We start from the raw sequence: 13,666 nt of genomic DNA on the forward strand, positions 1-13,666 counted from the left end.
CTTTTAATATATATCTTTCCCTATAATCATGCATTTTGAATTTTTATTATGCCCTATATCGTTAGTTTTAACAATAGGAAAAGATTTGTCTCTCGTAACATTTAAAATAAGCTCTTCTACTGTAGGTTTTATATTCTCTCTTTCCATTTGTGAAAATCTTCCGAGAATAATTCCGCTTATTTTATTAAATATCCCCATTTGTTTCAACTGAGTTAGATAAGAAATCATTGCACCTTCATTTCCGCTTCTGCTCTCGAGAAATAAAATTTTATTTTGAAAATCCGGAAAGTATTCAGTTCCGGCTAATTTTAGTAAACATCTTATATTCCCGCCTAGAACCGTACCCTTTAATTTATTTCCTCTGATAAATTTATAATTAAAATCAAATAAGTCATTCTTACCAAGAAACAAAGAATTATAAAAATCTTTCGTTTGTGTTTCCCTACATTCTGAAACAAGATTTCTTATTTGATATAAATAACTCACTGCGCCGGTTTTCCTATATAATGCATTTATCACGGTTGTCAAATCGCTATATCCGAAAAAAGGCTTAGGATTATTTTTAATGACATCATAATCCAAGAAATCAAGGATTTCATTAGCAATATCCCCTCCGCTAACATCAAATATTGCTTTTATTTCATTATTAATATAGAAGTCCATTAAAGACTTTGCTTTTTCTATAGAACTGCCGCAGAAAATTGAATTATCTTCAAATATATTATTGCCAAGTATGGGTACAAAACCCATATTTTTTAAAATAATTACCAGTTCTTCTATTTCCTCTTTCTTTTTTACATTTATTCCATTTGAACATGCGACTATACCTATTTTATCATTTCTATTAAACATATAATAACCTATTAAAAAACGAGATAATATATATAATTATTATCCCGTTAAATCTTTCTTAATTATTTGTTATACCTACTGTTTCCTGTTCTTTTTTTATTTCCTGTTTATTTTCTTTGATTGTTTCTTTAAGGCTAGGGAGTGTACTTAGACCTTCCTCTACTTTTATAGCTTTATCGTAGATATCAAAAGTAAGATATATTTTCTTATCGGTAAGTGCAGATTTTTTTATTTCATATACATCTACATCATCACGGCTTTGTCCGGGGTTCAATGGATCTAAATCATCTCTTAGGTCTACGCCCATTATATAAGAATATTCCCTTAATGCGTCTTTATTTATACTATCATTGCTAAGTTCATAATCAGGTGTAAGTCCCGGTTTATCAGTATCATATCCGCCGAGAGTAGTAAAAGGCAGCTGCTCCCATTTCAAATCCTCATCAGAAATATTTTTATACTCATAATATATACAAACAAATGTATTTCCGTTTGAAGCCTTAACGGAAGATAGTGTATCTGTTACAACTATATCGCTTACAGTACATTCAACTTTCCCGTCTGTTATTACATCTGACAAATTGACTACAGAGTAAAATACTTTCCCGCCGGGAAATACCTTAGACAAAGTAAAACCTAGTGCAAACGCAGCTATTAAAATCCCTACGAATATACCTATTGTCTTACCTGTTATTTTAAATTTTAAAGCTTCTCTTAAAGGAATATTTTCAATTTCCTCTTCTTCAAAAAACTCGTCTTCATTATTATTTTCAATAACTTGATTTTCTTTTGGCTCAGCGTCATTTAAAACTTGATTTGTTTTAGTATCACTTTTAATTCGCTTTTCAAAATCGATATTTTTAAATATATCATTATCAGAGTAATCAATATCTATATCATTATCGTCATTTTGGTCTATATTATTAAAATTAAAATCTTCAAATATATCTTCTTTTTTTCTTGGTTTCTTTGCTACTTTTCTCACTCTTTTTTTTATCGCCATATTTTCAACCTATTTTATTACATCCATTCCGCCGAGATAATTTCTAAGAACCTTAGGAACCGTTACACTTCCGTCTTCATTTTGATAATTTTCAAGAACTGCCGCAAAAGTCCTGCCGACAGCCAATGCAGAACCGTTCAATGTATGGACAAAATTAACATTTCCGTCCTTATCTCTGTATCTTATATTAGCTCTTCTTGCCTGATAATCTTCAAAATTAGAACAAGAAGAAATTTCTACGTATCTGTTATAGCTTGGAAGCCATACTTCAATATCATAAGTTTTAGCAGCAGAGAAACCCAAGTCTCCGGTACAAAGCTCTATTACTCTGTATGGAATTTCCAATAAATCCAATATTTTTCTCGCTTCCAAGGTCAAGTCCTCAAGCTCTTCATATGAGTTATCCGGCTTAGCCAACTTAACCAATTCCACTTTATCAAATTGATGATTTCTTATAAGACCTCTCGTATCTCTTCCCGCACTTCCGGCTTCTGCTCTGAAGCATGGCGTATAAGCTGTGAAATATTTAGGAAGATCTTCTTCGTTTAAAATTTCACCTCTATGAATATTCGTAACAGGAACTTCCGCTGTAGGTATCAAAAAATAATCATTATTTTTTATGTTAAAAGCGTCTTCTTCAAATTTTGGAAGCTGTCCCGTACCTGTCATTGAAGTTCTGTTTACCATAAAAGGAGGAGAAATCTCAACATAATCATTTTCAATCGTATGAGTATCAAGCATGAACGAAATAAGAGCTCTTTCAAGCTTCGCTCCCATACCGGTAAACATTGAAAATCTCGCTCCGGAAATTTTGACCGCTCTTTCAAAGTCCAGTAATCCAAGGTCAACACCAAGATCCCAGTGTGCTTTAGCTTCAAAATCAAATTCCCTCGGGGTACCTACTTTGATCAGTTCTTTATTGTCATTTTCATCTTTACCGACAGTAACATCTTTATTTGGAGTATTTGGAATAGATAAAATCAAGTCGCTTATCTTTTCTTCAAGTTCACCGACTTTTGAATTAAATTCTTTAACTTCGCCGGAAAGCTCTTTCATTTCCTTTAAAAGCTCACTGACGTCTTTTCCTTCTTTTTTCATCACAGGGATTTGTTTAGAAACTTTATTTTGTTCAGCCTTACCCTCTTCGGCCTTCTTTAAGTATTCTCTTCTTTCAGCGTCCAGCTTAACTATTTCATCGACGCTGTAGTCCCCTCTTCTTCTAAGAAGTTCGTTAACTTCTTCGGTATTGGTTCTAATTCTTTTTATATCTAACATAATATCTCCTAACAAATCACAAATTTATCTTATATTATAATATTTTTTTTATATTAGGTCAACAAGATACTTTTATAATAGGGAAAAAAGAAGGTTTATATACATTCTGCCCAAAATTTATATTTGGGTATTTCATCACTTTGTGATATAATGAAATGATATTTAATAAGGGTGATGTCAGTGGATACAAAAAAAATAGTTAAATTAGTATTTTTAGTAATGATAGATATACTTTTTATGGCGATAACTTATGTTATTTGCAATACTGTATTCAACGCAAATAATTTAGCTATCGACCCTGCTTTTCCAAAGTATATCCCATTACTTATTATAGTTAAACTTTTGATATATTTCATAGCCGGTTTATATAAAGACGAAACAAGAGGAATAATATTCGAAATAGGGAGCGTAACTTTCGCAAACCTATTAGTTTTTATTTTGCTTAGATTTATATTTAAAATAGGAGTTTCTACATATCTTCAGCTAATAGCCTTGACTGTAGATATAATCGTAGAAACTATTTCACGTTCCCTTCTATTAAGCGTTATAGAAGTGGAGGAAATATATGAAGATGATGAAGATAAAGAAGAAGGCTCTCTTCCTCAAGTATTTGATGACCCTATGGATTATAGAGAAGAGCTTAAACTAAATAAGATAAAAAAAGAACTTCTTGAAAACAAGGCAAAACAGGAAGAAAAACAAAAACAAACCGAAGAGTCTTTGAATAGACTCAAGGAAATGGAAGAAAAGCTAAGAAAAAAAGAAGAAGAATTAAAAAGTTTTGAACACTCTCTTTCATTAAAGGAATTAAATATCAAACAGGAATTGGAAAAGATTGAGAAAGAAAAACAAGCAGAAAAAGAGTTGGCATTAAAACAAAAACAGAAATCCGAACAGCAAGAAATATTAGACGGCGTCCTTGATAATATTAAAACAATACATACCTCTTTAAATGAACGCTCCAAAATAGTCGATATGCAGGAACATGATTTAATGTTAAAGATGTATGATATAACAAAAAAAGAAATCGAAGTAAAACAAAAAGAAGAGCCAAGAAAGAAAAAGAATTTAAGTGATAAGGAACTTTTGGAAGCTACATATAAAAAAATAGGTCAAAAGAGAAAAAGAACCAATCCATATATAAAACAAAAAACAGTTATTAAAACCGGAGAAAATAAATTAAATAATCAAAAAAATAAAGATAAAAAACTTTCCGAAGCACTTCTTTCAAGTCCTCTTATAAATGATAATAAGAAATTGAAAGCAGAAAACGCAAATGCTTTCCTTAAATCTATGTATGATGATGCAAAAATCACATCTGAAAACAAAGAAATAAAAAGGAAAAGCATATCACAAGAACAATTCGGCGATGATATTTTAAAAACCGATATAAATGTAAATACCGGGGAAAACCCTAAGAAGCAGACAGCTAAAAAACAAAATCAAAAGACTATAAATAAAAATACACAAAATAACAAACCGATTAAAAATAATAAAGTTTTAAAAAAAGAAGAACTAAATAGTCATAAGACTAAAAAACAAAATACTGTCAAAAAACCTGAATTTACAGAAGAAGAATTGAAAATCATCAATATGCTCAATGATAATAACAATAAAAATTTAGAGGAAATAAAAAACAAAAAAGACACATCAAAATATATTAAAAATGATAAATCTAAAGAAATCATAAAAGAAAAAGATCATGTAGATTTACTGTTCTCGGAAGATGATTTTGATAAAATAGCTGATTTAATAGATAAGTTATAGACCATTTATAAACCCACAAAATATAACATTTTGTGGGTTTGTTATGAGGTAAGATAAAATCATGAAAAGATATAAAAAAAAGAAAAAATTTTTTATAATAATAACGTCTATACTGGTAATTCTTTTGCTTATAAACTTTTCCCCCCAAAACAGATATACAATCCTTTTGGACCCGGGTCACGGCGGGAAGTTATCGGCAGATAAAGGGGCTACCGGAGTAGATAAAGAAAAAACATTGGAGTATACTTTAAATGACAGTGTTACATTAAAATTAGCCGAAGCACTGAAAAAAGAAGGTTACAAAGTAAAATTCACAAGAGAACCGGGAAAAGACGAAAAGGAAGTATCTCTTACAAAAAGAACAAAAATAACTAACAGGATCAAGCCTGACTTATTTATAAGTATTCATCATGACTCAACCGGTACAGTAAATAATAAAAGCGGTTATACGATTTATTATTCTTCATATAAAGCAAATATTGATAATGAAGATGTATATGTAGAAGAAGGCGGCAAAAAATATCCGTTTATAAAGGAAGTAATGGAAGACGGAGTCACAACCGTATATTTTTTAGACGCAGCAGAAATAAAGACATCAAAAGGCAGAAGCAGTGTTATCGTCAAAGATAAATCGCTTTGTGAAGAGGCAAAAAAAAGTCTTGAATTTGCAAATATATTAAATGACCAAATGAATAAGCTTGATTATATTACTCCATTGGTGGGAAGTAAAAGAAATGCCGTAAAAGATAATAACTTTAGAGTTCTCAGGATGGCAAACTGCCCAAGTGTACTTATTGAATGTGGTTTTTTATCTAACAAAAATGAAGCAAAACAAATAAAAAATAAAGAAAATCAAGATAAACTGGTAAATAAAATAGTTAAAAGCGTAAATAAATATTTTTAAATCAATTAAGGAATAAAGTAGTTATGAGAAAAACATTGGGATGTTTAAGAAAAGCAGTACAGGATTATAATATGATAAATGAAAATGAACATATATGTGCAGCAGTTTCCGGAGGAAAAGACAGCATGATACTTTTAAAGGCACTTAAGACTTTTATGTACTTCTCTCCGGTCAAATTCAAGCTTACAGCAGTAAGCATAGATGTAGGCTTTGACAACATGGACTTTGAACAGCTAAAAGCTTTCTGCAGTGATTTAGACGTACCCTTAAAAATCGTAAAGACCGATATCGCAAAAATAGTATTCGATGAAAGAAAAGAAAAAAATCCATGCTCATTATGCTCAAAGATGAAAAAAGCAGCTTTAAATGAAACGGCTTTATCTATAGGAAGCAATAAAATTGCATACGGACATCACAGAGATGATTTTATTGAATCTTTTCTTTTAAGTTTATTCTATGAAGGAAGAATACATACTTTCAAACCTGTAACATATTTAGACAGAACAGGAGTATACTCTATAAGGCCTCTATTGTATGCAAAAGAAAAAGATATAATACATGCGGTCAAAACGGAAAATATACCTGTTATAAAAAGCGGATGTCCCGCAGACGGATTTACAAAAAGAGAAGAAATGAAAGAACTGATGAAATATCTAAAAAAACAAATTCCAATGGTGGATGAAAGAATGTTCACGGCAATAAAGAACAACTTAAATAATCTACGCTAATACTATAATATTTAAAACTTTTATTTTATACAAATATCTACATATTGTTTATACGCTAGTTACTATAATTAGTATATATTTTTTATGGAGAGTAAATGTGGATAAACAAGAAATTTTCAATTATTTAGACGAAGACATTATAAATAAATTATCTTACGAAATAAAAAAGAATATAAAAAAAGATTGTGTTCTGCTTCTGATAGGTACGGATAAATGCATAGGAGATGCATTTGCGCCATTAGTAGGAAGCCTGCTTACAAGTTATAATTATATAAAAAATCCTGTCTATGGAACGATAAAAGAGCCTATACATGCATTAAACATAAAAGAAACCCTAGATGAAATAAAAAACAAATATCCCGACAAACCTATATTCGTAATAGATTCGATGATTTCGGGGAAAGGAAATATAGGAGATATAATTTTACTTAATGAAGGTATTTTCCCGGGAAGTGCTCTTGGAAAGAAATTGCCTCTAAGCGGCGATATTTCACTTACATTAGTCGTAAGCAACAATGAAAAAGACGCGATAAATTCTCTTACCACACTTAGACTAAACAATATTTATGAAATGGCAAAAGTCGTTGCTAATTCTATTTTTATTGCATTGAGTGATTCTCCTTACTGCGTAAGCTCGGCTGTGCTGCAATGAACTTAATTTACTTTTACAAATAAAAAAAGACCATATGGTCTTTTTTTATTATGGTTTTAATACGACTTTTAATGCTTCCCCGCTTTTAAGCATTTTCACACCCTTTTCCATATCCTTCAAAGGAAGGATATGAGACACAAGGTTAGCATTGATCATACCTTTAGCAACGACTTCAAATGCTTTTCTAAAGCTGTCAGGAGTAGTGGAAAATCCGCCTATTACTTGTATTTCACTGTAATGAAGAAGGTTCCCGTCTAAATTAACAGTTGGATTATCTTTTGGAAGTCCTCCGAATATAAGAAGCTTTCCTTGTTTTCTTAATAAATGTATGCCGTCTTCTATTGTTTTTGATGCCGGAGTAGCGTTTATAACAACATCCGCTCCCATGCCATCAGTAATTTCCATTACTTTTTCTTTTAAATCTTCTTTGGATGTATTTACAAAATGAGTACCGCTGAAAGGCTTACTTTTTTCAAGTCTGGCTTCGCTTCTGTTAGCCATTATTATATTTTTAGCACCTCTAAGTCTTGCGATTTCACTATGAAGACAGCCTAAAGGCCCCGCACCTATGATTACAACGGTATCTCCAAGAGTAACATTAACAAGTTCCTGAGAATTTACAACGCTGGATAATAGTTCAACAACGACCATATCTTCACTTTTTACACCTTCAGGTATTTTAAGGATTTGTCCTCTTTGAACACCTATTCCAGGAATCAACATATACTCGGCGAATCCTCCATGTAAGTGATGACCGTATGTAAGTCTGGTATTACATAAGTTCTGCATACCTTTTTCGCAGTAATAACAATTTCCGCATGGAATTACTGGATTTACAATAACTCTTTCCCCAACTTTATAACCTTCTACATCTTCTCCGATTTCTTCAATTATACAAATATTCTCATGACCTAATATAAACGGAAAATCAAGTCCGTTCACCCCTGAAGAATATGTCCTTACATCAGAACCGCAAAGTCCTACTACATCGATCTTTAAAAGGATACCATTTTTGGGACATTCCGGTTTGGGAACATCCTTATAAACAACTTTTTCTTTGTCTTCTAATACAAGTGCTTTCATTATTTCCTCCCAAAAGCAAAATTTATTATTTATATTGTATCACAATTATTATCTAAATTTATAATTTTATTTTCCCACACGAAATTTTATAATAAAAAAAGACCGGATATTATCCGATCTTCTTCTTAGGTTATTCCATTTCGGAAATAACTACATCAGCATTTTGATTTTCTGCAATATTTTCTGCTTGTTCAGATTGCTCTTCACTTATAGCAGGTTCTTCGGCTAAAGCTTCTTCACAATTATTTTCTGATGAAATAACTTCTTCTTTGTTTGTTGTATTTTCATTGATAGCTTCTGCTGCTTCTTCATTAGAAGCTTCAGCTGTCTCTACAACTTGTTCATTATCAGATTTTTTTTCATCTTTAATAATGTTTGCTTTAGAACTATTTTCACTAGCTTTTTCTTCCGCTATCTTGATAGTCTTAACAGAATTAACAGATTTCTCTTTAACGGTTTCTTTAAAGCTGGAACCATCAATGATATTCAAATTGCTGTTTCCGTCATTTTTAGCTTTCACAGTCGCTGTTCCTTCGATATATACTTTATCTTTAGTATTATACTTAGTTACAGTACTTTCGATAGCTTCACCGTTATTATTATTTTTAATTCCACAGTCTGCCCAGAAAATATTGTATTGACCGCTTGCTTTGTCCTTCCAGATCCTATATGTAATACTATCCATATTATCCAAACCAAACTCTTTTAATAAAGCTTCGTTTACATTTGGTGCAAAGTTATATCCATTTGAATCCAATGATCCATTAAATGTATCACCTTTGCCGCCATGGAAATAATTATACAAATCAGATCCTTCAGCATTAAGTTGTTTTTCTAACCATTCAATTCCGTCTTTTGCTGTTAAAGCAGGTTTAGAAGGTTCTTCAGGTATTTGTGTTTCTTCTTCATTGTCAGGTATAATAGGTTGTTCCGGAGTTACTACTTCGTTTTCCAAGTCAGAAGGTACTTCAGGTTTAACTTCTTCTTTATTTGAATCAGAAGATGTAATAATATCTTTACCGGATACATTAGATACGCTATTATTATTTTGTATAGGTTTTACTATAGGATTACTCATTATACTATCAGCAGAAAGTCTGCTTATAGTATTAGTCCTTACAGTATTACTATTTATCGCATTATTTGCTGCATTTATAACAGATGAAGAATTACTTACAGCATCGGCTTTATTGCTTTTATCTTTACCTGATGCTAAAGGAGTCTTGTTATCTGTAATAGATACACTGTCATTTACATTTCTATCAGCAATAAAATTAGGATATACAACACCAAAACCTATTAATAATAAAATCAGAAGTAACGCAATACTTTTTTTACCTTTTAAATATTTGTCATTCTTGCTAATCATTTTTTCTTACCTCATTCAAAATTAATTCAATTAGTAAGACAATTCTATTAGAACTGAATGCAACTGGCTGCCATTTTACAGGCCCTATAGTTTTGCGTCACTGTGTTTCCACAGTTTTGCCCATATTTAATTGTATATTAATTATATACTCAATTTGGTTATTTGTAAAGATATTTTTAATAAATTTCCTGTTATTTTGTAACTTGTAACTTATAGGTCAATAAAAAAGAAGAACCGGTTTATTCCGGTTCCTCTTTCGATTTGTATTAAGATTATACTTAATACTTGTTCATAAGTTTCAACAAGTTTCATAATATAATTTAGCATTATTTATAGTAGTTTTTAATTAAATTTCAACATCTTACTTATTTACTTACAATATCTTCGGTCCTCGGCTACTATTACGATCTTCACCTCTGACTTACTACCCAATCGTATTTTTCTTTATTTAACTACTATCTTAATTTCTTTTACAACAGGTTTTATTTTTCTTACAACCAACTATTCTTCTGATTAACTATTTATTAATCTTCCTTCTTTGGAGATTTACTCGTCTCCATATATATAATTAATTATTTTGTGCCTCCCGCACTTACCGCCCTGTTATAAATCTCTTATTTATTATTGATGCTTCCTTATATTACCTCCTCTTGTATCCGCTTATATTAATCCTTAATGTACTTTATATTGAAAAGATTTTTTATAATGTTTATTTCAACATTTTATTTTTTCTTCTCCATACATTTTGGATTTTCAGCCTAAACGTTACACAATATTTAATTTATTTAAGTCTTGTAGATTTCTATATCTCTGAATAAATATAGTTTTAATACTTTCTATATATCTAAAGCTCCACTTTTCCTTTCTTAATTTCGATGAACTTATACATCTTTACTCTTAATTACTTCTAAGTGCTTTTTTAAATAGTATAGACAAATATTAAATAAATCTATTTGACCATTATCCTTTTACTTTCTTTACAGTATCAGAATATTTAAATAAAATTAAATGCAACCTTTTATATCTTAAATAACTTATAGTTGCTGTCATGACCTTCATGACTTGTTAACGTTTTCTATATTTATATTATATGCAGAATGCTATACGTTTTCAAGGGTTTATAATAAATTTATTTAAAATTTTTAATATGTAACTAAAAAAAATAAAAATAACTTATTTTATTTTCGTTTTCTTATAATAATAAATAAAAAGATACAAAGATATATAAAAAATCGATATAAAATTATCAATTAATTTTATATCGATTTTAATTTTTATAATCAATTTAATAATGAACTACAATAGGATATCCCGCAGAAATATTCCTATAAACTATTCCCGCCTTTTCATAAGGCATATTAACACATCCGTGACTTCCTCCGCTTAAATATATATTTCCGCCAAATGTACCTCGCCATGTAGCGTCATGCATACCTATACCTCCATTAAAAGGCATCCAGTAAGTAACCGGACTTTCATAGTCTGAACCGTCGGCATTTTTACCTTTTAAAGTGGTATGCATAGTTTTATACTTTAAAATATATACTCCCGGAGGTGTCGAAAACCCGGAAGCAACACTTCCGGTAACAATCGGAGTACTGGTAACCATTTCTCCGTTTTTATACAGCCACAACGTCTGATATGTCAAGTCAATTTCAACATAACTATCTCCTATATCATTGGCATTTTTGTATCCTTTTTGAGAATATATTGGCGTTCTGACAACATTTTTCTTTTTCTTTAATATGGAAATCAGTTTTGAGGTTTCTTTATCTTCGTCTATAAAATACCCATAATCTCCGCCGCTCACAGTAATCTTACCTTGCTTTGTGGAATTAAATTCATGGTCTGACCATGCAGTATCATATTTTTCAGCTAATTTATGTACATATTTTTTTACAGCTTTTTTATTGACTTTCAAGTCCTTTAAATTAATTTTTTTACTTAAACTTTTTTGTGTAATACCATACATCTTCAAGATTTGCTGCTTTTTAACTTTTACAGTATTGCCGTATATTTTATAAGTTATTTCAGGAAAGTCTAAATTCCTCAAATATTCTTGTTCCTCAAGAAGTAATTTATTCGTTGAAGTAACTTCAGGTTTATCATAAAATTCCTTTTGAGAATAATACATATTAAATTCGCCTTTGGATATATTATTTAAAATCGTACTTTTTACTAATTCTTTATCTATGTTGTTTCCGTAAACTTCTTTAACGATATCGAAATTATCACTGTTTAAATCAATATAAGCATCTTTGGTAATTATCGTATTATCTGTTTTATTAAAAATATTCAAATCTTTAAATTGTTCATTAAATGTTTTATTAACATTTTTGATTTCCATATTTATATTGATATTATTACTAACAATATGTATTTTTCTTAAAAAAGATGTAAGTAGACTTGGATTGAGCGCTGAGTTAATCCTATCCTTAATATCATAAGAGATATCCAAATCAGATAATTCACCCAGTACCTTTGGTTCTTTACTGTTAGTTAAATTATGTTCTAATAAATCTTTAGATAACTTCTCACTATTACTTTTAATTTCTTTTATATCCCAAACCATAGGAAGTGATTTTATTTCTTTTTCATCACTCTCGTAAATAGTAAAATGCTTTTTATTCCACTCTTTAGTTAGTTTCTTTTCTGCTTGATTTACAGTAAGACCGGAACAATCAACATTATTGATTTTAGTTCCATTGGGAAAAGTTTTTACATTATAATTTTTATTTACACACATATAAGATATAAGAGCAATTAATAGTATTGATAAAATAAAAAGTAATCGATATTTTTTTAAAATTTTCATAAATAAAACCTTGTAAATAGATTAAATATTATTTAAGTATAGAACTTTAACGATATTCGACTCATTATACCATAAATCGACAAAGATGAAACAAGTAAAAGAATTAAAAAGTCAAAAAGTAATCATAAAATATGTAAAATCTATTATTCTATTAAAGCTAAATTCTTATACATAATAATATATACAAGAAAATCAAGAAAAAGAACAAAAATCAATAAGTAATAAGTAAATAATTGGTAACAGTATTTTAACAACAATAAAAGTAAAAATAAAAAAAGCCAAGAGTCAGAAAAAAGCCATAAATAATAAACATGAACAACAAAGCAAAATACATAAGGAAATTTTAGAAAATAACACTCTCAGAAAATAGTAAAGAATAAGTATTAACACTATATAAATAATCATAAAACATAAAAGTTTAATCTATAAGTATAAATATATTAAAGTAAAAGAAAGTAAAAAAGTAAAAATAAATTATTTCAATATATAAATGTGATCATGATCTTTATCTTTCTTTATATCTAAAAGCTTACATAAACAAAGCAGTAAAATAGAAGTAAACTAAAAATCATACATTAAAGTTAAATATCATATTTCCATATAATAATATATTTTTAATAATAAAAGAATCAAGAAAAAAGCAGCGACCTATAAAAGTCACTGCCAACAAAACATAAAAAAAACCCCGCGACTACCCGCTCTCCCAGTCCGTCTCCAGACAAGTACCATAGGCGTGGACGGGCTTAACTTCTGTGTTCGGTATGTTTACAGGTGTTACACCGTCGCTATCATCACGAGGATTTAAACTATTTTATTTTTAACTCCCTCTTAAGAGATAATTATAAATTGCATAAGATTCTAAACCACAAGTACCTATATCTTTAGATCAAGTCCTCGAGCAATTAGTATCGCTCAGCTGAGTACATTACTGCACTTACACATGCGACCTATCAACCTGATAGTCTATCAGGGCTCTTACTTCATAAAGAAAGGGATACCTAATCTTGAGGGGGGCTTCGCACTTAGATGCCTTCAGTGCTTATCCCGTCCCAACTTAGCTACCCGGCTATGCCACTGGCGTGACAACCGGTGCACCAGAGGTTAGTCCGCCCCGGTCCTCTCGTACTAGGGGTAGCTCCTCTCAAGTATCCTACGCCCACGACGGATAGGGACCGAACTGTCTCACGACGTTCTGAACCCAGCTCGCGTACCGCTTTA

10 protein-coding genes, 2 rRNA genes and 1 riboswitch are annotated in these 13,666 nt (G+C 30.3%); of the genes, 4 read left to right on the forward strand and 8 right to left on the reverse strand.

Annotation, left to right across the window (positions count from 1 at the left end; translation table 11 throughout):
• Positions 1-3 precede the first annotated feature (3 nt).
• From Q0516_RS08370 to serS, 3 genes are read right to left on the reverse strand one after another with little or no spacing between them, the layout of a single operon-like run.
• Positions 4-852 carry a S66 peptidase family protein gene (locus Q0516_RS08370; RefSeq protein WP_294466905.1) on the reverse strand — a complete coding sequence of 283 codons (849 nt, stop codon included), beginning with the start codon at positions 850-852 and terminating at the stop codon, positions 4-6.
• A 58-nt stretch (positions 853-910) separates the two neighbouring features.
• Positions 911-1,855 (reverse strand): hypothetical protein, encoded by a 945-nt coding sequence (locus Q0516_RS08375; protein ID WP_294466907.1) that lies wholly within the window; start codon positions 1,853-1,855, stop codon positions 911-913.
• Positions 1,856-1,864: 9 nt separating this feature from the next.
• Positions 1,865-3,130: a serine--tRNA ligase gene (gene serS, locus Q0516_RS08380; protein ID WP_294466911.1), complete on the reverse strand. Its 1,266-nt coding sequence runs from the start codon at positions 3,128-3,130 to the stop codon at positions 1,865-1,867.
• A 180-nt stretch (positions 3,131-3,310) separates the two neighbouring features.
• Between serS and Q0516_RS08385 the strand changes: the two genes are divergently transcribed.
• From Q0516_RS08385 to yyaC, 4 genes are all read left to right on the forward strand, one after another.
• Positions 3,311-4,897 carry a hypothetical protein gene (locus tag Q0516_RS08385; protein WP_294466913.1) on the forward strand — a complete coding sequence of 529 codons (1,587 nt, stop codon included), beginning with the start codon at positions 3,311-3,313 and terminating at the stop codon, positions 4,895-4,897.
• A gap of 61 nt (positions 4,898-4,958) precedes the next feature.
• Positions 4,959-5,801 carry an N-acetylmuramoyl-L-alanine amidase gene (locus Q0516_RS08390; protein ID WP_294466915.1) on the forward strand — a complete coding sequence of 281 codons (843 nt, stop codon included), beginning with the start codon at positions 4,959-4,961 and terminating at the stop codon, positions 5,799-5,801.
• 23 nt (positions 5,802-5,824) lie between these two features.
• Entirely contained in the window at positions 5,825-6,529 is a 705-nt protein-coding gene (locus tag Q0516_RS08395; RefSeq protein ID WP_294466917.1) for an ATP-binding protein, read from the forward strand.
• A gap of 97 nt (positions 6,530-6,626) precedes the next feature.
• The gene (gene yyaC / locus Q0516_RS08400) at positions 6,627-7,181 is read left to right on the forward strand and encodes a spore protease YyaC (RefSeq protein ID WP_007050779.1); all 555 of its coding nucleotides are present in this window, start codon (positions 6,627-6,629) and stop codon (positions 7,179-7,181) included.
• Positions 7,182-7,229: 48 nt separating this feature from the next.
• Here the strand turns inward: yyaC and Q0516_RS08405 are convergent, their stop codons facing one another.
• The 5 genes from Q0516_RS08405 to Q0516_RS08425 form a co-directional block, all read right to left on the reverse strand.
• The gene (locus tag Q0516_RS08405) at positions 7,230-8,264 is read right to left on the reverse strand and encodes an alcohol dehydrogenase catalytic domain-containing protein (RefSeq protein ID WP_294466919.1); all 1,035 of its coding nucleotides are present in this window, start codon (positions 8,262-8,264) and stop codon (positions 7,230-7,232) included.
• 130 nt (positions 8,265-8,394) lie between these two features.
• Positions 8,395-9,633 carry a hypothetical protein gene (locus Q0516_RS08410; protein ID WP_294466922.1) on the reverse strand — a complete coding sequence of 413 codons (1,239 nt, stop codon included), beginning with the start codon at positions 9,631-9,633 and terminating at the stop codon, positions 8,395-8,397.
• Positions 9,634-9,688: 55 nt separating this feature from the next.
• Positions 9,689-9,764: riboswitch (cyclic di-GMP riboswitch) on the reverse strand.
• A gap of 1,154 nt (positions 9,765-10,918) precedes the next feature.
• The gene (locus tag Q0516_RS08415; RefSeq protein WP_299237591.1) at positions 10,919-12,379 is read right to left on the reverse strand and encodes a L,D-transpeptidase family protein; all 1,461 of its coding nucleotides are present in this window, start codon (positions 12,377-12,379) and stop codon (positions 10,919-10,921) included.
• 751 nt (positions 12,380-13,130) lie between these two features.
• Positions 13,131-13,247: ribosomal RNA gene (gene rrf / locus Q0516_RS08420) — 5S ribosomal RNA — on the reverse strand.
• An 83-nt stretch (positions 13,248-13,330) separates the two neighbouring features.
• A 23S ribosomal RNA gene (locus Q0516_RS08425) occupies positions 13,331-13,666 on the reverse strand; the annotation flags it as partial.

Source organism: uncultured Anaerofustis sp., assembly GCF_938029165.1.
In the GTDB taxonomy this organism is placed as follows: domain Bacteria; phylum Bacillota; class Clostridia; order Eubacteriales; family Anaerofustaceae; genus Anaerofustis.